Source organism: Mycobacterium sp. SMC-19 (assembly GCF_045310815.1).
Taxonomy (GTDB): domain Bacteria; phylum Actinomycetota; class Actinomycetes; order Mycobacteriales; family Mycobacteriaceae; genus Mycobacterium.
Window position 1 is genome coordinate 199136 of the sequence record NZ_JBJIAM010000007.1, and the last position, 18696, is coordinate 217831.

Genomic DNA, 18696 nt, shown 5'->3' on the forward strand with positions numbered 1-18696 from the left:
CTGTTGATGGGTTTAGAGTCCTTGCCGAGGTTTGTTGACAGCGATTGCGTTGCGGAGCGACCGTACGCACGGTATAGGCCGGGCGCAGCGGGCCGCTGCAGAAAATTTGGAGGCGCTGATGACGGCGACATCCGCGGATGCGGCGACGCCGAGGACCCGGACGGATGGGACGCGGTTCCGGCGGCAGAGTCTGTACAAGGGTGACCCGGGGATGTGGGCGTTCGCGCTGCACCGGATCACCGGTGCGACCATTTTCTTCTTCCTGTTCGTACACGTGCTCGACACGGCCCTGGTGCGGGTGAGCCCGGAGGCCTACACCGAGGTGATCGCGACCTACAAGACCCCGCTCGTCGGCCTGATGGAGCTGGGGCTGGTGGCCGCGGTGCTGTTCCACGGTCTCAACGGGGTCCGGCTGATCCTGATCGACTTCTGGTGGCAGGGCACCCGCTGGCACCGCCAGATGCTGGTGGCGGTCGGCGTCATCTGGCTGGTGGTGATGGTTCCGGTGGTGGTTCGCATCGGCATGCACATGGTGGAGCGGTTCCTATGAGCACAATTGACGTACAAGGCAGCAGGGGCCCGATAGCCCCGGTCCGCGGGCTGGACCGCGACCGCCCGGCCAGCCTCGGCGACCCGCGTGCGCCGCAGCGGCACAGCGGGATGCCCAACTTCGAGAAGTACACCTGGCTGTTCATGCGGTTCTCCGGCGCCGTCTTGATCTTCCTGGTGCTCGGGCACCTGTTCGTGATGCTGATGTGGCAGGACGGCGTGTACCGCATCGACTTCAACTACGTGGCGGAGCGCTGGCACTCGCCGTTCTGGCAGATCTGGGACCTGCTCCTGTTGTGGCTGGCCCAACTGCACGGCGGCAACGGCATGCGCACGATCATCGGCGACTACACCCGCAGCTCCCGCAGCCGGTTCTGGCTGATGACGCTGCTGGCGGTGTCGATCATCTTCACGCTGGCACTGGGCAGCTACGTGCTGCTGAGCTTCGACGCGAACATTTCTTGACGGCAGATTCGGTAGCGAACGGGTGATATCGCGGTGATTCAAGAACATCGATACGACGTGGTGATCGTCGGTGCCGGCGGCGCCGGGATGCGCGCGGCCGTCGAGGCGGCCCCGCGGGCCCGCACCGCGGTCCTGACCAAGCTCTACCCCACGCGCAGCCACACCGGCGCGGCCCAGGGCGGCATGTGCGCGGCGCTGGCCAACGTCGAGGACGACAACTGGGAGTGGCACGCCTTCGACACCGTCAAGGGCGGCGACTACCTGGCCGACCAGGACGCCGTGGAGATCATGGCCAAGGAGGCCATCGACGCGGTGCTGGACCTGGAGAACATGGGCATGCCGTTCTCCCGGACGCCGGAGGGCCGTATCGACCAGCGCCGGTTCGGCGGGCACACCCGCGATCACGGCAAGGCCCCGGTGCGCCGCGCGTGTTACGCCGCCGACCGGACCGGCCACATGATCCTGCAGACGCTGTACCAAAACTGCGTCAAGCACGGCGTCGAGTTCTTCAACGAGTTCTACGCCCTGGACCTGGTGCTCACCGAGACGCCGTCGGGCCCGGTGGCCACCGGCATCGTTGCCTACGAGCTGGCGACCGGTGACATCCACGTCTTCCACGCCAAGGCCATTGTGTTCGCCACCGGCGGCTCGGGCCGGATGTACAAGACCACCTCGAACGCGCACACCCTGACCGGCGACGGCCTGGGCATCGTGTTCCGCAAGGGACTCCCGCTCGAAGACATGGAGTTCCACCAGTTCCACCCGACCGGCCTGGCCGGCCTGGGCATCCTGATCTCCGAGGCCGTCCGCGGCGAAGGCGGCCGGTTGCTCAACGCCGACGGTGAGCGGTTCATGGAGCGCTACGCACCGACGATCGTCGACCTGGCCCCGCGCGACATCGTGGCCCGCTCGATGGTGCTCGAGGTGCTCGAGGGCCGCGGCGCCGGACCGAACAAGGACTACGTCTACATCGACGTGCGTCACCTCGGCGAAGAGGTGCTCGAGGAGAAGCTGCCCGACATCACCGAGTTCGCCCGCACCTACCTGGGCGTGGACCCGGTCAAGGAACTGGTGCCGGTCTACCCGACCTGCCACTACGTGATGGGCGGCATCCCGACCACGAACACCGGCCAGGTGCTGCGGGACAACACCAACACCGTGCCGGGCCTCTACGCCGCCGGCGAATGCGCCTGCGTTTCGGTGCACGGCGCCAACCGGCTCGGCACCAACTCGCTGCTGGACATCAACGTCTTCGGCCGCCGCGCGGGTATCGCCGCCGCCGAATACGCCAACGCGCACGACTTCGTCGACCTGCCGGAGAACCCCGCCGACATGGTGACCGGCTGGGTGTCCGACATCCTCTCCGAGCACGGCAACGAGCGGGTCGCCGACATCCGTGGCGCACTGCAGCAGTCGATGGACAACAACGCCGCGGTGTTCCGCACCGAAAAGACCCTCAAGCAGGCGCTGAGCGACATCCACGCGCTCAAGGAGCGGTACGCCCGGATCACCGTGCACGACAAGGGCAAGCGCTTCAACTCCGACCTGCTCGAGGCCATCGAGCTGGGCTTCCTGCTGGAGCTGGCCGAGGTCACCGTGTTGGGTGCGTTGAACCGCCAGGAATCGCGCGGCGGACACGCTCGCGAGGACTACCCCAACCGGGACGACGTCAACTACATGCGCCACACCATGGCCTACAAGCAGGGCTCCGACCTGATCGCCGACATCCGACTGGACTACAAGCCGGTGGTGCAGACCCGCTACGAACCGAAGGAACGGAAGTACTGATGTCCTCCTCAGCTGACTCCGGTTGCTGCTCGTCCGAGGGCGGATGCTGCTCGCCGGGACCGTCGAGCGCGGCACCGGCGGCGCTGGTCGACACTGTCCCGGCCGGTGACCCGCCGCTGCCCGCGATCCCCGAGGGCGCGCAGATGGTCACGCTCAAGATCGCCCGGTTCAACCCGGAGAACCCCGACGCCTACGCCGCCACCGGTGGCTGGCAGAGCTTCCGGGTTCCGGCACTGCCCACCGACCGGCTGCTCAACCTGCTGATCTACGTGAAGAGCTACCTGGACGGCACGCTGACCTTCCGCCGGTCCTGCGCCCACGGGGTGTGCGGCTCCGACGGCGTGCGGGTCAACGGCAATAACAAGTTGGCCTGCAAGCTGCTGATGCGCGACATCCTGCCCAAAAAGCCGGGCAAGGAGCTGACGCTGACCATCGAGCCGCTGCGCGGGCTTCCGGTGGAAAAAGACCTCGTGGTCAACATGGAACCGTTCATGGATGCCTACAAGGCGGTCAAGCCGTACCTGATCACCTCCGGCAACCACCCCACCCGCGAGCACATCCAGAGCCAGACCGACCGTGCGCGCTACGACGACACCACCAAGTGCATCCTGTGCGCCATCTGCACCACGAGTTGCCCGGTGTACTGGAGCGAGGGCGCCTACTTCGGGCCGGCCGCGATCGTCAACGCCCACCGGTTCATCTTCGACAGCCGCGACGAGGCCGCCGCCGAGCGCCTGGACATCCTCAACGAGGTCGACGGGGTGTGGCGCTGCCGTACCACGTTCAACTGCACGGATGCCTGCCCCCGTGGCATCGAGATCACCAAGGCGATCCAGGAGGTCAAGCGGGCGCTGATGTTCGCCCGCTGACCTTCGTCCGCGACTCGACGTGCAAGCCCCCAATTTCGCCACGAAATGGGGGCTTTCGCGTTCGATCACCACCACCGTGATAGGACACTGAGCATGCACTGGTACACCGGCAACACCGTCTACGACACCGTCCTGACCGCAGCGTTCGCCTTCGCGGCGTTCGTGATCATCGGCGGCTTCTTCGGCCAGAGTTCCTACGGGCGGTTCTCGACGACCAAGCTCGGCTTGAACCTGAACCCCAAGTTCGGCTGGTGGTTGATGGAGATCCCGGCGACCGTGGTGTTTCTGGTCGCCTACCTGAGCGGGCCGCACCGCTTCGAGCCGACGTCGCTGGTGCTGGCCGGCATCTGGGCGCTGCACTACGCCAACCGCGGCTGGTTCTTCCCGCTGGCCATCCGCCAGGTGCCCGGCAAGCGCAGCACCTTCAACATCTCGGTGGTGGTGATGGGCATGCTCGTCACGTCCATGCACGGCTACCTCAACGGTGCGCTGTTCAGCCACGACTATTTCGGCCAGTACGGCACCGGCTGGCTGACCGACCCGCGGTTCCTGATCGGGCTGGTGGTCTACCTGTGTGGATTCGCCCTGCTGGTCAACTCCGAGTCGATCGTGCGCAACCTGCGCGACAAGAACAATCCCGGCGGCGCGGAGTACCGGATTCCGTTCGGCGGCGGCTTCCGCTTCGTCACCAGCCCGGCCTACCTGGGCGAGATGACGGCGTGGGCCGGCTTCGCGATCCTGACCTGGGCGCTGCCCGGCGTCGCCATCCTGCTGATCACCGCGGGCAATCTGATCCCCCGCGCCCTGGGCACCCACAAGTGGTATCAGGAGAAGTTCGTCGACTACCCGACCGACCGCAAGGCGCTGGTCCCCTTCCTGATCTGAGGTCCGCCGCCGAACGTGCACTCAGGTCGGGGATTCCCCCACTTTTTCGGTCTGAGTGCACGTTGGCGACGACGGCGCTGTCACATTTTTCCGGCCCGGCTCGTCTTAGGGGTATGACTACCAAACCTCGCATCGACCCGCTGCCGCCGAAACGCACCAACATGCTGGTGCGCGCCATGTACCGCTACGCCAAGCGTCGCTTCGGTGAAGTGCCGGAGCCCTTCGCCGTCGCCGCGCATCATCCGCGACTGCTGGTGGCCAATGCGGTGCACGAGGGCCTGTTGCAGTCCGCGTCGCGCAAGCTGCCTGCCGGCCCGCGGGATCTGGCGGTGTTCTGGACCGCCCGCACCGTCGGTTGCTCGTGGTGCGTGGACTTCGGATCCATGCTGCAACGCCTGGAGGGGATCGACACCGACCGGCTCAAGCAGATCGAGGACTACGCGACCTCGCCGCTGTACAGCGAGGACGAGCGGGCCGCGATCGCCTACGCCGACGCGATGACCACCGACCCCCATTCGGTCACCGACGAACAGGTCGCCGATCTGCAGCACCGGTTCGGTGACGCCGGGGTGATCGAGCTGACCTACCAGATCGGGGTGGAGAACATGCGATCCCGGATGTACGCGGCGCTGGGCATCACCGAGCAGGGCTTCAACTCCGGGGATGCCTGCCGGGTGCCCTGGGCCACCGAAGATCAGCGAGACTGAGTCGCCGGAGTGATCTCGATATAGGCGATCGGGAGTCCGGCCGCCGCACTCCCCTTGTCCAGACCGCGCTCGAAGATCCGCATCGCCGGGCTCCAGTTGGCGGCGATCGCGCGTTCGGCCTGCGCATGGTCGGACTCGGGCAGAATCCGGGCGATGGCGGCCACCGGTTGCCCCTCGGGTTTCCCGCGCAGGCTGCTGGGGACCACGACGACGTTCGGGTTGTTGCGGATTCGTTTGACCTTGCCGGTGGATGCGTCGGTGCGGACGTAGAGCTTTCCGGCGTCGACGCCGTGGTTGATCGGGCTCGGCATCGCCTCCCCCGACCGTTTGAACGTGACCAGCAGGATCTGCCGAGACTTGTCGAAGCCGGTGAAGTCCGTGCCGGTTGGATTACCGATGTCAAAGGCGTCGCGGTGGCGCATCTTGTCCATTGCGCGAAACATCAACGCGCCCATTTTCTTTGAGACGCTAGTGGCCACGTTCTTCCTCCGATCGGCTGGCGGGTCGCAGCGGGGATCCGGTGAATTTATCCGGGTTGGCGATATCCCAGATCGCCACCACCCGCCCGTCGCGCACCGTCATCGCGGTGACGCGCGGCATCAGCTCGGGGAACCCGTCGGCGCCGGGCGCGCCCGGGGTGTAGGCGCCCAGTTCGCCGTTGACCAGCGCCAGTTGGTTCGCGGTGACCAGGGTCGGGCCGTAGCGGCGCGCCAGGCCGAGCAGGAACCGGGCCACCTTCTCGGGACCGCGAATGACCCGCGGGGCGGTCGGCGCCCGGCGGTTGGCGTCGCCGGTGAAGGTCACGTCGGGGTGCAGCAGCGCCACCACGGCGGCCAGGTCGCCGGATGCCATCGCGGCCATCAGCGACCCGACCGCCTCGTCGTGGCGCGGATCGGGCTGCGGCGGCGGATCAGCGGTGACGGCTTTGCGGGCACGCGAGGCCAGCTGGCGGGCCGCCGCCTCGGTGGTGTTCAGCACCCCGGCCACCTCGCCGAACGGCACCGCAAACCCGTCGTGCAGCACGAAGGCCACCCGCTGATCGGGAGTCAGCCGCTCCAGCACCACCATGGCGGCGAACCGGGCATCTTCGCCGGCCACCACCGCCGACAACGGATCCGCGTCGTCGCCGGTCACCACCGGCTCGGGCAGCCACTCGCCGACATAGGTCTCGCGGCGCCGCGGCGCCGAACGCAGCCGGTCCAGGCCGAGCCGACTCACCACCGTGGTCAACCAGGCCCGCGGGTCGACGATGCGGTCACGCTCGGCGGCGTCGAAGCGCAGCCAGGCGTCCTGCACGATGTCCTCGGCGTCGGCGAACATGCCGGTGAGCCGGTAGGCCACCGCCAGCAGGTGAGGCCGCAACGCCTCGAAGTCCTCCACCGACGCCGTCATCGCCACCAGCCTAGGCCTGCGGCGCGCGTGACCGGTCAGACACAATGCAGGAATGGCCAAGCCGCGCATCGACCCCGTCCGCTGGCAGCCCCCGGGATCGCGGCCGCTGCCCCCGCCCGATCCCACCCCGGCCCTGAGACTCGTGGAGATTCCCGGTACCGCTCCCGAGGACGTCGTCGCCGCGGCCGACGGCACCATCTGGACCGGGGTCGAGGACGGCCGCATAATCGCGGTTGACCCGGCAGGCGGTGCGGCGCGGGTGGTGACCGACACCGGCGGGCGCCCCTTGGGTTTGGCCTTCACCGGCGATCACCGGCTGCTGATCTGTGACAGCCACCGCGGCCTGCTGCGCTATGACCCGCAGACCGATCAGCTGGAGACCCTGGTGGGCGAAGTGGCCGGACGGCCGCTGATGTTCTGCTCCAACGCTGTCGAATCCGCTGATGGCACAATTTATTTCACAGAACCCACCAGCAGGTTCCGCTACGAGCACTACAAGGGTTCGGTGATCGAGGCCCGCGGCAGCGGGTCACTGATGCAACGCAGTCCCGACGGCACGGTGAGCGTGCTGGCGACGGGCTTGCATTTCGCCAACGGCGTGACGCTGACCGCTGACGAGTCGGCGGTGGTGTTCGCCGAGAGCACCGGGCGGCGACTGTCCAAGTACTGGCTGACCGGCTCCCACCGCGGTTCGATCACTGCGCTGGTGCAGGAACTGCCCGGCCATCCCGACAACATCTCCACCGGGCGCGACGGACGCATCTGGGTCGCGATGGTCTCCGATCGCAACGCGTTGTCCGACTGGCTGAGCCCGCGTGCGCCGGTGCTTCGCCGGCTGTTGTGGCGACTGTTGCCGTATCGCTGGCTGCCCGACCCGACGCCGGTGGTGTGGGTGGTCGCTTTCGACGCCGACGACGGGCGGGTACTGACCCAATACCGCACGGAGCACCCCGGCTTCGGGCTGGCCACCGGCGTGGTGGAGGCCGACGATCGACTGTGGATGGGACGGATCGCCGGGCCAGGCCTGGCCTATTTCCAGCTGTAACCTCCCGCTGTAACTTCCGCCCCACCAGCCACAGCGTGGCTCCGCGGTTTCGCGGGGCCCGTGGCCTACCCTGCACACACGATGACTTCTCTGCGCTCGGTGTCAGCCCTGGTGGCCGCGGGTTTCCTCGCCGCCTCCGCTCCACTGGCGACGGCAGATCCCACCCCGGGCCGGGGCGCGGGAACGGTCGGCTGCCCGTATCAGGTCAGCACTCCTCCCGCGGTGGACGCCTCCGAAGTGCCGCAAGCCGGCCCTCCCCCGTTGCCGCTGCCGGTGCCGGCCACCCCGGTCGGCGGCGAGGCGCTGGCCGGCTGCGGGATCGTGGCCGCACCCGACACCCCACCGGTGCCCAGCGAGGTCTCCGCCGAATCGTGGCTGGTGGCAGACCTGGACAGCGGCGCGGTGATCGCCGCCCGCGACCCGCACGGCCGGCACCGGCCCGCCAGCGTGATCAAGGTGCTGACCGCGATGGCGTCGCTGAACGAGCTGGACCCCAACATGGTGGTTCCCGGCACCCAAGAAGACGCCAACGCCGAAGGCACCCGGGTCGGTGTCGGCCCCGGCGGCCGCTTCACCGTCGACCAGTTGCTGCACGGACTGCTGATGGGATCGGGCAACGACGCCGCGCACGCCCTGGCCATGCAGCTCGGCGGCTGGGATGTGGCGCTGCACAAGATCAACACCCTGGCCGCGCGGCTCGGCGGCCGCGACACCCGCGCCGCCACCCCCTCCGGGCTGGACGGGCCGGGCATGAGCACCTCGGCCTACGACATCGGGCTGTTCTACCGCTACGCCTGGAACAACCCGGCGTTCACCAACATCGTCGCGACCCGCAGCTTCGACTTCCCGGGCTACGGCGATACGCCCGGCTACCAGCTGGAGAACGACAACCAGCTGCTCTACAACTACCCGGGCGCCCTGGGCGGCAAGACCGGCTACACCGACGACGCCGGACAGACGTTCGTCGGCGCCGCGACCCGGGACGGGCGCCGGCTGGTGGCCGTGCTGCTGCGCGGCACCCGGCAGCCGATCCCGCCCTGGCAGCAGGCCGCGCAGCTGCTCGACTACGGCTTCTCCGTCCCGCCAGGCACCCGCGTCGGCACGCTCATCGAACCGGACCCGTCGCTGGTGGCGCCCCGCAGCCCGGCCGACGCCGCGAACCCCCAGGCGATGTTGCTGGCCCCGTCCGACGACACGGTGCCGGTGCGCGTCGGGGTGGGCATTTTCGGAACGATCGTTGTGTTCGCGCTCATCATGGGCGCCCGGGCGGTGAACCGCCGCCCCGGCAGGGGCTCGGCATGGTGATCAAGTCTCTGCGCGCATTCGGCTGGCTCACCGGGCTGCTGCTGATAGCGCTGGGGATCAGCCGGATGGCGTTCTCACTGGACTCCATTCCCGACGGCCAGACCGTCAACGCGACCGTGGACAGCGAGAGCCGCGCGGCCGGCGCCCTGCTGATCGGCTTCGGAGTCGGCTACCTCGAGGCCTTTCGGCGCTCCGTGATCCCGGCCGGAGCCGTGCGCCTGCTGGCCGCCACCATGGCCCTGCTCGGGGTGTCCCGGCTGATGTCCATGGTCGATGTCGGCATGCCGCATCCGGCCTTCACCGCCGCGTGCGCCGTCGAGTTCGTCGCGGCCGGGCTGACCTATTGGTATGCCACCCTGGCCGAACGGCCCGACTCGGGCATTCGGTAACTGACCGCATCCCCTACCGTGGGCCAGATGGGCCGATTCGAGGAACTGCGCCGCTCCTCGCCGCTGGCGCTGCTGGTGGGAGTGGCCGCCGCCAGCGTCGGCGTCATCTACGGCTACGACCTGTCCAATATCGCCGGCGCCCTGTTGTTCATCGAGCGTGATTTCGGGCTGACCGAAGCCCAGCAGGAGATGATCGCGACCGCGACGGTGATCGGCGAGATCGCCGGCGCCATGGCCGGCGGGTGGCTGGCCAACGCGATCGGCCGGAAGCGCTCCATGGTCGTGGTGACGCTGGGCTACGCGGGTTTCGCGTTGCTGGGGGCGGCATCGGCGTCGGTGTCGACACTGACCGTGGCACGACTGCTGCTCGGCATCACCATCGGCATATCGGTAGTGGTGGTGCCGGTGTTCGTGGCCGAGTCGGCGCCGGCCCACGCCCGCGGCGCACTGCTGGTGACCTACGGGGTGGCCACGGTGATCGGGATCATCGCCGGCTATCTGTGCGCCTACCTACTGGCCGGCACCGGCAACTGGCGGGCGATGCTGGGCCTGGCCGCGGTACCGGCGGTGCTCGTCGCCCTACTGCTGGCACGTATCCCCGACACGGCCCGCTGGTATCTGCTCAAGGGCCGCGTCGACGACGCGGAACGCACCCTGCGGCGCATCGAACCTGGCGCCGACGCGCAGCGCGAGCTGGCCGAGATCAACCGCACCTTGGCCGAGGAACAGGCCGGCGGGGTCGGCGTGCTGCGCGAGATGCTGCGGCCGCCGTATCTGCGGGCGACGCTGTTCGTGGTGACGCTGGGCTTCTTCATCCAGATCACCGGGATCAACGCGATCGTCTACTACAGCCCGCGGCTGTTCGAGAAGATGGGCTTCGAGGGCGATTTCGCATTGCTGGTCCTGCCGGCGCTGGTGCAGGTCGCCGCCCTGGCGGCAATGGTCGTCTCGCTGGTGATCATCGACCGGGTCGGCCGGCGACCGATCCTGCTGTCCGGTATTGCCACCATGGTCGCGGCCAACCTACTGCTGATCGCGGTGTTCGCCGCCGGTGACGCGTTCGGCAACGCCCTGACGGCGGTCAAGTTCGGCGGGGTGCTGCTGTTCACCGTCGGCTACACGTTCGGATTCGGTTCACTGGTCTGGGTGTATGCCGGGGAGAGCCTGCCGGCCCGAATGCGGTCTATGGGGGCGTCGGCGATGTTGACCTCGGACCTGGTGGCCAACGCGATCGTCGCCGCGGTGTTCCTGACCATGCTCACCTCGCTGGGCGGCGCCGGGACGTTCGCGGTGTTCGGCGTGCTGGCGATCCTCGGCCTGGCGTTCGTCTATCGCTACGCCCCGGAGACCAAGGGCCGGCAGTTGGAAGATATCCGGCACTTCTGGGAGAACGGTGGACGCTGGCAAGCCGAGGACGGCCGGGACGCCGGGGCCCTGGTGCCGGGCAGTGAGGCGTCGGCATGAGCGTCATCGCCGCCGACACCGTCGTGCTCGACGGCCGGGTGCACCGGCCGGGGTGGGTGTCGGTGTCCGGTGGGCGAATCGCCGATTGCGGGTCTGGGCCGGTTCGCGCGGACACCGATTTCGGCGACTGTGTGGTGGTGCCCGGCTTCGTCGACATGCACTGCCACGGTGGCGCCGGTGTCTCCTACGCCGACGATCCGGACCGGGCGGCCGCCTTGCACGCGTCGCACGGCACCACCGCGGGCCTGGCCAGCTTGGTGACCACCTCCCCGGAAGCCCTGCTGGCGCAGGTGCGCACGCTGGCTGCCGCGGTCCGGCGCGGCGTGGTGGACGGCATCCACCTGGAAGGGCCGTGGTTGAGCCGGTTGCACTGCGGCGCACACGACAGCGAAGCGCTGCGCGCCCCCGACGACGCTGAGGTCGACGCGCTGCTGGCCGCCGGTGAGGGCACGATCCGGATGGTCACGCTGGCACCCGAGCTGCCCGGCGCCATCACGGTTATCCGGCGCTTGGTGGATGCGGGAATCGTGGTGGCCGTGGGCCACACCGACGCGGGCTACGAACTGACGCAGGAGGCGGTCGAAGCCGGCGCGACGGTCGGCACGCACCTGTTCAACGCGATGCGAGCCCTGCACCATCGCGAGCCGGGACCGGTTCCCGCGCTGTTGTCCGATCCGCGGGTGACCGTCGAGCTGATCGCCGACGGCGTGCACCTGCACGCGGGTGTGATCCGGCACGTCGTGGCCACCGCCGGCCCGGACCGGGTCGCCCTGGTCACCGATGCGATGGCCGCCGCCGGCGCCGGTGACGGCGCGTTCACCCTGGGCGGGCTCGACGTCGATGTCACCGACGGGGTGGCCCGGCTGCACGGCACGACGACGATCGCCGGCAGCACCGCCACCATGGGCGGACTGTTCGGTTCCGTGGTGCGACTGCTCGGCGGCGACGATGCGGCTCTGGCCGACACCGCGCGCATGACCTCGTCCACCCCGGCGCGCACCCTCGGGCTGCACCGAGCCGGTGTTCTGGCCGCCGGACGTGACGCCGACCTGGTTGTGCTGGATCGGGATTGGCGGGTCTCGCGAGTAATGCGGCGCGGCGCCTGGCTCCGATAGGCTGCGAAGATGAGCGAACCGACCGTCACCCACGACAACGGGCAGTACAAGATCACCGTCGACGGCGAACAGGCCGGGTTCGCCGACTACATCGAACGCGGCGATCAGCGGATTTTCCACCACACCGTGATCGACAAGGCCTTCGGCGGCCGCGGCCTGGCCGGCATTCTGGTCGGTAAGGCCCTGGCCGACACCCGCGCGGCCGGCAAACGCGTCGTACCGACCTGCTCGTTCGTGGAGGCCTACATCACCAAGCACCCGGAGTTCGCCGACCTCGTCGACCCGGCCGGCGAACAGTGACGCGGATCCCCCTCAACAAGCAGTCCGCCTCGGTCTACCGGGCCTACCTGGACGCCGCGGCCGAGGTGCGGGCGCGTGCCGAAGAGGCCGGGTTGTCGCGGACCGTCCTGGAGCTGGTGAATCTGCGGGTATCCCAGATCAATGGGTGCGCGTTCTGCCTGAACATGCACAGCAAGGCGCTGCTGGAGACCGGTGACACCCTGCAGCGGATTGCGGTGCTGCCGGCCTGGCGGGACACCCAACTGTTCTCCGACACCGAACGGGCCGCCCTGGAACTCGCCGAAGCGGTCACCTGGATCTCCGACACCCACCTGGACGACGACGAGTACGCACTGCTGCGCGAGCACCTCACCGACGACCAGGTCTCGCTGCTGATCTGGTCGGCGATCACGATCAACGCGTTCAACCGGGTTTCGATCATGAGCCGCTACCCGGTGCGGGCCGAACAGTAAGAAACCGCGTCACCCTCGGGGGTATCACCCGACCAGCCTCGCCCCATATAGTTAAAATTTGAATTACCTAGCGAACATGGCTATGGTGGTGTCAACAAAGCTGATCAGCAGGGAGAGCGACTTGCTCGGCCATCGTTGATCCAAATGCGTATGACTTTCCTCTCGAAACGAGGTGACCGGTGTCCGACCAGAAGTTGTCCGACCGGCAGGCGCAGGCCTGGGGTGCCTATATCGAGAGCAGCATCCAGCTCGAGACCCGGCTCGACGAGCTGCTGCGCGAGCGGACCGGCCTCACGCTGATCGACTATCACCTGCTGATGCTGCTCGCCGGGGCCCCGGAACAGCGCATGCGGATGAGCGAGTTGGCCGATCGGATGGTCTTCTCCCGCAGCCGGATCACCTACCAGATCGATTCGATGACCAAACGCGGACTGACCGTACGCGAGTCGGCACCCGATGACCGGCGGGGCTACCGCGCCGTGCTCACCGCCACCGGCCTGAAGGCACTCCAGGAGGCGATGCCGGCACATGCCTGTTCGGTTCGCGAGCTGTTCCTCGACGGCCTGGACTCCGACGAATTGGCTTGCGTCGAACGCATCTTCAGTCGGCTACGTAACCGACTCGGCGACGAACGAAAGGTCCGAACATGACATTCACTCCCGCCGAACTGGCCTACCTGCGCGATGAATCGATCGGTCGGCTGGCCACGATCGGGCCGGCCGGCGATCCCCAGATCAGACCGGTCAGTGTCCACCTCGGTCCGGACCAGGCCACGATCGACATCGTCGGCCACGCACTCTCGACAACCCAGAAATGGCGCAACGTGCTCCGGGATCCCCAGGTGGCCTTCATCGTCGACACCGTGATCTCGGTGAAGCCGCCGCAGGCCCGTGGCATCGAGATCCGCGGCATCGGCACCGCACTGCCCGGGGCGGGAAGCACCGAAGGCGGACTCTCCGGCGACATCATCCGGATCACCCCGCGGCGGATCGTCGCCTGGGGGCTCGACTCAGCTGGCACCAGTGCCCGCAACATCACCGACAACGAAAGGAACACACCATGACACACAAGATCGATTGGGATGAGGCCTACCAGCAGCCGCAGGTGCCCGCCTGGAACATCGGTGCGCCGCAACCGGAATACGCGGCGCTGATCGCGCGGCCGGGCACGGTGCGCGATGACGTGCTCGACGCCGGGTGCGGTCACGCCGAACTATCCCTGGCCTTGGCCGCGCGCGGTCATACCGTAGTCGGCATCGACCTGTCCCCCACCGCGGTCGCGGCGGCCACCGCTGCTGCCGCCGAGCGTGGCCTGACCACCGCAACCTTCGCGGCGGCCGACATCACCACCTTCACGGGCTATGACGGCCGGTTCTCCACCATCTTCGACAGCGGGCTGCTGCACGCTCTGCCCGACGAACTGCGGGAGAACTACCTGCGGGCCATGTACCGCGCTGCGGCTCCGGGCGCGACGTTCTACATTCTGGCCTTCGGTGCCGGCGCCTTCACCGACCACGAGGGACCGGCACCCACCCAGTTCACCGAAGAGCAGTTGCGCGACGAGGTTTCGACGTGCTGGGTTGTCGACGAGGTTCGGCCGGCGCCACTGTTCGCCACGATCGGTCAGATGCCCGGCTTCCTGCTGACCGCCCACCGCCCGGAGTGACGGCCGGCGCCGTTCAGGCGCGTGATTGCCGCTGCCACCGATTCGGATCCGCGTCGAGGGCAGCGCGATCCCAGTTGCTGCGCACCGCCGCCGCTTCATAGGTGTCTTGCAGAAAGTCCAGCAGCACCCGGTCCGGCTCGGGTGCTTGCCGCACCGCCTCGTAGGGCAGCACGTACTCCCCCATCTGCGTGCTGTAGAACGCCGCTGCCGGGCGGACCGGATGATCGGCGAAGCCATCGGGTTCCGGGTAGGCGTAGGCATAGAAGCCGCCTTCGGCGCCGCCGCCCGGCCAGAACCCGCAGCTGCTGAGTTCGTGTGAGTAGCCTTCGACCATCACCCAGTCGCCGCAGTTGGGTGCCCCGCCGGGGTGTGTCGGAGCGCGTCGGCCGGAGAATCGGGTGCAGGCAAGATCCATTGCTCCCCAAAAGAAATGGACGGGGCTTACCTTGCCGATGAAACGCGACCTGAACTGGCCCAGCACGCGGTTCGCCTGTACCAATTGCCGCCAGAACAGGTGGGCAGCCTGCGGGTCATAGGAAGCGTGCTCGACATCGTCGGCGAACGGCACGGCGGGCTCGACCTCGTTGGGGTGAGACTGGATATGTGTCTGCAGGCCCAACTCGGCCAGCATCGACATGACCGTGGCGTAGAACTCCGCCACCGACTGTTCCCGCAGCGGCATGGCCCGGGTCGCACCGGAGCTGGTTCGGATCACCAACTGGTGGTCGATGAAGTCGAATGCGATGTCGAAAACATCGCAGCCGTAAGGGATCGCCGACGTGGTGAGCCCTCGTGGGGTGACGTACAGCGTCACCTGCCACCAGTGGTTCACCAAGGGCGCGTGCGCCAGCCGGACCTTGCCGACGATCTGGGTCCACATGTGCAGGGTGTCCCGGGTCGGACCCCAGTCCTCGACACGAAGACTTGGCCAGGTACTTGCGGATTCGCCAGCCACGATCGTCCTCCCTCCACGAGCAGTCGGGCAGACCGGAGCAGGAACCAGGCGGTCCGCTCCGTAGTGCCTACTACCCCTTTCGGGAGCCAATCACACCGTCAGGCGGTGCGCAGGTTATCCGCCGACGTCGCCGCCCACGCGGTGGCGAACAGAATGAGCCGGGCGGTGACGTAGGCGAACACCAGCAGACCCAGGACCGGTCCGAACACCGCCCCGGCCGGGCCGTTGATCACCGACTGCAGATACACCGAGCCGGCCTGCTTGAACAGTTCGTAGCCGACTGCGGCGATAGCACCGGCCTCCATGGCGCTGCTGAAACTCACCGACTCCCTCGGCAACCGGGCGATCATCCAGGTGAACAGCAGCCACGACACCGCAGCCGCCATCAGCAGCGACGCAACCCGCAGTAGCCCACCCAACAAGGTGAAGTCGGGGACCCCCAGCCAGCGCAGGACGTTTCGCATCAGCTTCGGATCAGCCAGCGCGGTCAGCGCCAGGGTGACCAGCATGGCGCCGAGCGCCCATACCATCGCGAGCAGGTCCGACAGCTTCGATGAGACGAAACCTTTTTTGTCCGAACGGGTTTCCCACATCTCCGAGAGCGCTTCGCGCAGGTTGGCCATCCAGGTCAGCCCCACCCAGGCGGCGGTGGCCAGGCCGATCACCCCGACCGAGGCGCGTGAGGAGATCGCGCTGTCCATCAGCGTGACGAGCTCGTTGCCGAACTCGCCGGGGATCGAATGCTTAATCCGGCGCTCGATCTCGTCGAGCACCTCGGGCCGTCGCGACAACAGGAAACCGCCGATGGAGAACCCGACCATCGCCAGCGGGAACAGCGCGAAGATGGTGTAGTAGCTCATCCCGGCGGCGAAAAAGTTTCCCTGACAGTCGTCGTAGCGCTCTTGGGCCCGCACCACGTGGTCGAACCAGCCGTACCTGGCCCGCAGCCGGTCGATGACTCCCGGCTTGGACTGATCCTGCTCGGTCACGGCCTTGCTCATGCCGGCGGCGGAAGGAGTCCCACCCGGTCGTACACCCGCGTCAGGGTTGCGGCGGCCGCCGCGCGCGCCCGGCTCGCCCCGGCGGCCAGCACGGCCTGCAGCTCAGCCGGGTCGGCGAGCAGCTCATCCACCCGGGCCTTGATCGGGGTGACGAATTCAGCCACCGCCTCGGCGGTCTCCTTTTTCAGGTCGCCGTAGCCGCGCCCCGCATAGCCGTCCACCAGGGTGTCGACGTCCGAGCCGGTGACGGCGGCCTGAATGGTCAGCAGGTTGGAAATCCCGGGCTTGGCCTCCGGGTCGTAGCGGATCTCGCGCTCGGAGTCGGTGACCGCCGAGCGGATCTTCTTGGCGCTTTTCGCCGGGTCGTCGAGCAGGCTGATCAAACCGGCGTCGGTGGCCGCCGATTTACTCATCTTGGCGGTCGGGTCCTGCAGGTCATAGATCTTGGCGGTGGCCTTCGGGATCATCGGCTCGGGGACGACGAAGGTGTCCGGGAAGCGCGCGTTGACGCGCTGCGCGACATCGCGCGCCAGCTCCAGGTGCTGGCGCTGGTCTTCCCCGACCGGGACCACCTCGGTGTCGTAGAGCAGCACGTCGGCGGCCATCAACACCGGATAGGTGAACAGCCCCACGGTGGTGGAGTCGGCGCCCTGCTTCTGCGACTTGTCCTTGAACTGCGTCATCCGCGACGCCTGCCCGAATCCGGTGAAACAGCCCAGCACCCAGGCGAGTTCGGCGTGGGCGGGCACATGACTCTGCACGAAGACGGTGCTGCGCGCCGGGTCGATGCCCAGCGCGAGGTACTGGGCGGCCGTCACCAGCGTGCGGCGGCGCAGGGTCTCCGGGTCCTGCGGCACGGTGATCGCGTGCAGGTCCACGACGCAGAAGAACGCCTCGTGATCGTCCTGCAGGCTGGTCCACTGAGCGACCGCGCCGAGGGCGTTTCCGAGGTGCAGCGAGTCGGAGGTCGGCTGGGCGCCGGAGAATACGACGGGACGGGTTCCGGGAGTGCTCATGATTGCTCGATCCTGTCACGCCGGGGACCGGATGACCGCACCTGGTAACAGAGCGTCCGCTCTGTTACGGTGACGGCCATGCCCCGCCCGCGCGTGTACGACCCCGAGCAGGTGCTGGACGCCGTCGAGTCGCTGGCCGCGCGGTCCGGGCCCACCGCGGTGACGATTCGCGCGATCGGCGAGGCCACCGGCGCCTCCAACGGCGCGGTCTACCACGGCTTCGGCTCCCGAGCTGGGCTCGTCGCCGCCGCCTGGCTGCGGGCCACCCGGCGCTTCCTGGCGGTCCAGGGTGAACTGGTGAACGCCGTCTCGGACCCGCTCGAGGCCGTGGTTGCCGCCGCCGACGCCCCGGTAGTGTTCGCGCAGCGTCATCCCGACGCCTGCAAGTTGCTGTTCGCGATCCGGCGCGACGAACTGCCCGACGACGACCTGTCTCCGGAGCTGGCCAAGCAGCTGCGCGGCGCCGACGCCGAACTGGTCGGCTTGCTCATCCGGCTTGCGGACGGCCTGTGGGAACGTCGCGACGCCGCCGCCGTCGACACCATTACCACCTGCGTCGTCGATCTGCCCACCGCTCTCGTGCTCAGCCGGAATCGGTTGGGCAGCACCATCGCCCGGTCCCACCTGCACGCGGCGGTCCGCGCCGTGCTGTCGGTCGGGCCACCCTCTAGAAAGGATCCCTCGAAGTGAACCTGACCTATGACGACAAGATTGCCGTGCTGGACCTCGGCGACGACGAAAACCGCTTCTCCCCTGACTTTCTCGACGAGATCAACCGGGTACTCGACGACGTGCTGGCTGCGGATGCGCACGGCCTGGTGACCACCGCGGGCGGCAAGTTCTACACCAACGGCCTGGACCTGGACTGGCTGATGGCCAACGGCGACCGCACCGACTGGTACGTCGGCCGGGTGCACGCCCTGCTCGCGCGGGTGCTGACACTGCCGATCCCGACCGCGGCAGCCGTCGTCGGCCACGCGTTCGGGGCCGGCGCCATGCTGGCGGTCGCCCACGACTTCCGGGTAATGCGCGCCGACCGCGGCTTCTTCTGCTTCCCCGAGGTCGACATCCGGATTCCGTTCACCGCGGGGATGACCGCGTTGATCCAGGCCAAGCTCACCCCGCAGGCTCAGGTGGCGTCGATGACGACCGGCCGCCGATTCGGCGGGGTAGATGCCGCGACCTTCGGCATTGTGGACACCACCGCCCCCGAGGGCGCGGTGACCCCGGCCGCGACCGAGGTGCTGCGGCCGCTGGCCGGCAAGGACTCGGGCACGCTGGGCGCGATCAAGGCGGGCATGTTCGGCCCGGCGGTGGCGGCGCTGGGCGGGTAG

Annotated in this window: 22 protein-coding genes and 1 pseudogene; 18 read left to right on the forward strand and 5 right to left on the reverse strand. The window is 68.2% G+C overall.

Annotated features, from left to right (window positions below):
• Positions 1 to 115: 115 nt before the first annotated feature.
• The 6 genes and pseudogenes from sdhC to ACJH5R_RS17115 all read left to right on the forward strand — a co-directional run.
• The gene (sdhC, locus tag ACJH5R_RS17090) at positions 116 to 550 is read left to right on the forward strand and encodes a succinate dehydrogenase, cytochrome b556 subunit (RefSeq protein WP_406758188.1); all 435 of its coding nucleotides are present in this window, start codon (positions 116 to 118) and stop codon (positions 548 to 550) included.
• Entirely contained in the window at positions 547 to 1014 is a 468-nt protein-coding gene (locus tag ACJH5R_RS17095) for a succinate dehydrogenase hydrophobic membrane anchor subunit (protein ID WP_406758003.1), read from the forward strand. Before sdhC ends, ACJH5R_RS17095 begins: the two co-directional genes overlap by 4 nt.
• 33 nt (positions 1015 to 1047) lie before the next feature.
• The gene (sdhA, locus tag ACJH5R_RS17100) at positions 1048 to 2802 is read left to right on the forward strand and encodes a succinate dehydrogenase flavoprotein subunit (protein WP_406758002.1); all 1755 of its coding nucleotides are present in this window, start codon (positions 1048 to 1050) and stop codon (positions 2800 to 2802) included.
• Complete coding sequence (locus ACJH5R_RS17105) at positions 2802 to 3671, forward strand: succinate dehydrogenase iron-sulfur subunit (protein WP_406758001.1); 870 nt, start codon at positions 2802 to 2804, stop codon at positions 3669 to 3671. The genes sdhA and ACJH5R_RS17105 overlap by 1 nt, the downstream gene beginning before the upstream one ends.
• A 93-nt stretch (positions 3672 to 3764) precedes the next feature.
• Positions 3765 to 4556, forward strand: a complete 792-nt coding sequence (locus ACJH5R_RS17110) for a 3-oxo-5-alpha-steroid 4-dehydrogenase (protein WP_406758000.1) — start codon at positions 3765 to 3767, stop codon at positions 4554 to 4556.
• Between the two features lie 80 nt (positions 4557 to 4636).
• Positions 4637 to 5263 (forward strand): annotated as a pseudogene (locus ACJH5R_RS17115) (carboxymuconolactone decarboxylase family protein); the annotation flags it as partial.
• Here ACJH5R_RS17115 and ACJH5R_RS17120 read toward each other — a convergent pair.
• Both ACJH5R_RS17120 and ACJH5R_RS17125 read right to left on the reverse strand, forming a co-directional pair.
• Positions 5251 to 5718: a PPOX class F420-dependent oxidoreductase gene (locus ACJH5R_RS17120; RefSeq protein ID WP_406757999.1), complete on the reverse strand. Its 468-nt coding sequence runs from the start codon at positions 5716 to 5718 to the stop codon at positions 5251 to 5253. The pseudogene ACJH5R_RS17115 and the gene ACJH5R_RS17120 overlap by 13 nt on opposite strands.
• Positions 5719 to 5731: 13 nt before the next feature.
• Complete coding sequence (locus tag ACJH5R_RS17125) at positions 5732 to 6655, reverse strand: sigma-70 family RNA polymerase sigma factor (protein ID WP_406782432.1); 924 nt, start codon at positions 6653 to 6655, stop codon at positions 5732 to 5734.
• Positions 6656 to 6707: 52 nt separating this feature from the next.
• Here ACJH5R_RS17125 and ACJH5R_RS17130 point away from each other — a divergent pair, with 52 nt between their 5' ends.
• The 10 genes from ACJH5R_RS17130 to ACJH5R_RS17175 all read left to right on the forward strand — a co-directional run bounded on the left by ACJH5R_RS17130 (position 6708) and on the right by ACJH5R_RS17175 (position 14390).
• Entirely contained in the window at positions 6708 to 7700 is a 993-nt protein-coding gene (locus ACJH5R_RS17130; RefSeq protein ID WP_406782433.1) for an SMP-30/gluconolactonase/LRE family protein, read from the forward strand.
• Positions 7701 to 7781: 81 nt separating this feature from the next.
• The gene (locus ACJH5R_RS17135; RefSeq protein WP_406757996.1) at positions 7782 to 9005 is read left to right on the forward strand and encodes a D-alanyl-D-alanine carboxypeptidase family protein; all 1224 of its coding nucleotides are present in this window, start codon (positions 7782 to 7784) and stop codon (positions 9003 to 9005) included.
• Positions 8999 to 9394 carry a DUF4345 domain-containing protein gene (locus ACJH5R_RS17140; RefSeq protein ID WP_406757995.1) on the forward strand — a complete coding sequence of 132 codons (396 nt, stop codon included), beginning with the start codon at positions 8999 to 9001 and terminating at the stop codon, positions 9392 to 9394. The genes ACJH5R_RS17135 and ACJH5R_RS17140 overlap by 7 nt, the downstream gene beginning before the upstream one ends.
• Positions 9395 to 9439: 45 nt before the next feature.
• Complete coding sequence (locus tag ACJH5R_RS17145) at positions 9440 to 10858, forward strand: sugar porter family MFS transporter (protein ID WP_406782489.1); 1419 nt, start codon at positions 9440 to 9442, stop codon at positions 10856 to 10858.
• Positions 10855 to 11973: an N-acetylglucosamine-6-phosphate deacetylase gene (gene nagA, locus ACJH5R_RS17150; protein ID WP_406782434.1), complete on the forward strand. Its 1119-nt coding sequence runs from the start codon at positions 10855 to 10857 to the stop codon at positions 11971 to 11973. The genes ACJH5R_RS17145 and nagA overlap by 4 nt, the downstream gene beginning before the upstream one ends.
• 9 nt (positions 11974 to 11982) lie before the next feature.
• Positions 11983 to 12273 (forward strand): GNAT family N-acetyltransferase, encoded by a 291-nt coding sequence (locus ACJH5R_RS17155; RefSeq protein ID WP_406757993.1) that lies wholly within the window; start codon positions 11983 to 11985, stop codon positions 12271 to 12273.
• On the forward strand, positions 12270 to 12725 hold the full coding sequence (locus tag ACJH5R_RS17160; protein ID WP_406782435.1) for a carboxymuconolactone decarboxylase family protein: 456 nt from the start codon (positions 12270 to 12272) through the stop codon (positions 12723 to 12725). Before ACJH5R_RS17155 ends, ACJH5R_RS17160 begins: the two co-directional genes overlap by 4 nt.
• A gap of 179 nt (positions 12726 to 12904) precedes the next feature.
• The gene (locus tag ACJH5R_RS17165; protein WP_406782436.1) at positions 12905 to 13375 is read left to right on the forward strand and encodes a MarR family winged helix-turn-helix transcriptional regulator; all 471 of its coding nucleotides are present in this window, start codon (positions 12905 to 12907) and stop codon (positions 13373 to 13375) included.
• Positions 13372 to 13788 carry a PPOX class F420-dependent oxidoreductase gene (locus tag ACJH5R_RS17170; RefSeq protein ID WP_406782437.1) on the forward strand — a complete coding sequence of 139 codons (417 nt, stop codon included), beginning with the start codon at positions 13372 to 13374 and terminating at the stop codon, positions 13786 to 13788. The genes ACJH5R_RS17165 and ACJH5R_RS17170 overlap by 4 nt, the downstream gene beginning before the upstream one ends.
• A complete protein-coding gene (locus ACJH5R_RS17175; RefSeq protein ID WP_406782438.1) occupies positions 13785 to 14390 on the forward strand; it encodes a class I SAM-dependent methyltransferase in 606 nt (201 codons plus the stop codon). The genes ACJH5R_RS17170 and ACJH5R_RS17175 overlap by 4 nt, the downstream gene beginning before the upstream one ends.
• Positions 14391 to 14403: 13 nt before the next feature.
• On the opposite strand, the gene ACJH5R_RS17180 is transcribed toward ACJH5R_RS17175, so the two are convergent.
• The 3 genes from ACJH5R_RS17180 to trpS all read right to left on the reverse strand — a co-directional run bounded on the left by ACJH5R_RS17180 (position 14404) and on the right by trpS (position 17362).
• Entirely contained in the window at positions 14404 to 15345 is a 942-nt protein-coding gene (locus ACJH5R_RS17180) for a DUF5996 family protein (protein ID WP_406782439.1), read from the reverse strand.
• Between the two features lie 98 nt (positions 15346 to 15443).
• Positions 15444 to 16346: an inner membrane protein YhjD gene (gene yhjD / locus ACJH5R_RS17185; RefSeq protein WP_406782440.1), complete on the reverse strand. Its 903-nt coding sequence runs from the start codon at positions 16344 to 16346 to the stop codon at positions 15444 to 15446.
• Positions 16343 to 17362, reverse strand: coding sequence for a tryptophan--tRNA ligase (trpS, locus tag ACJH5R_RS17190; RefSeq protein WP_406782441.1), 1020 nt, complete (start codon positions 17360 to 17362; stop codon positions 16343 to 16345). The genes yhjD and trpS overlap by 4 nt, the downstream gene beginning before the upstream one ends.
• A 78-nt stretch (positions 17363 to 17440) precedes the next feature.
• On the opposite strand from trpS, the gene ACJH5R_RS17195 reads away from it, so the two are divergent.
• Entirely contained in the window at positions 17441 to 18052 is a 612-nt protein-coding gene (locus tag ACJH5R_RS17195; protein ID WP_406782442.1) for a TetR/AcrR family transcriptional regulator, read from the forward strand.
• The gene (locus tag ACJH5R_RS17200; RefSeq protein WP_406782443.1) at positions 18049 to 18696 is read left to right on the forward strand and encodes an enoyl-CoA hydratase-related protein; all 648 of its coding nucleotides are present in this window, start codon (positions 18049 to 18051) and stop codon (positions 18694 to 18696) included. Before ACJH5R_RS17195 ends, ACJH5R_RS17200 begins: the two co-directional genes overlap by 4 nt.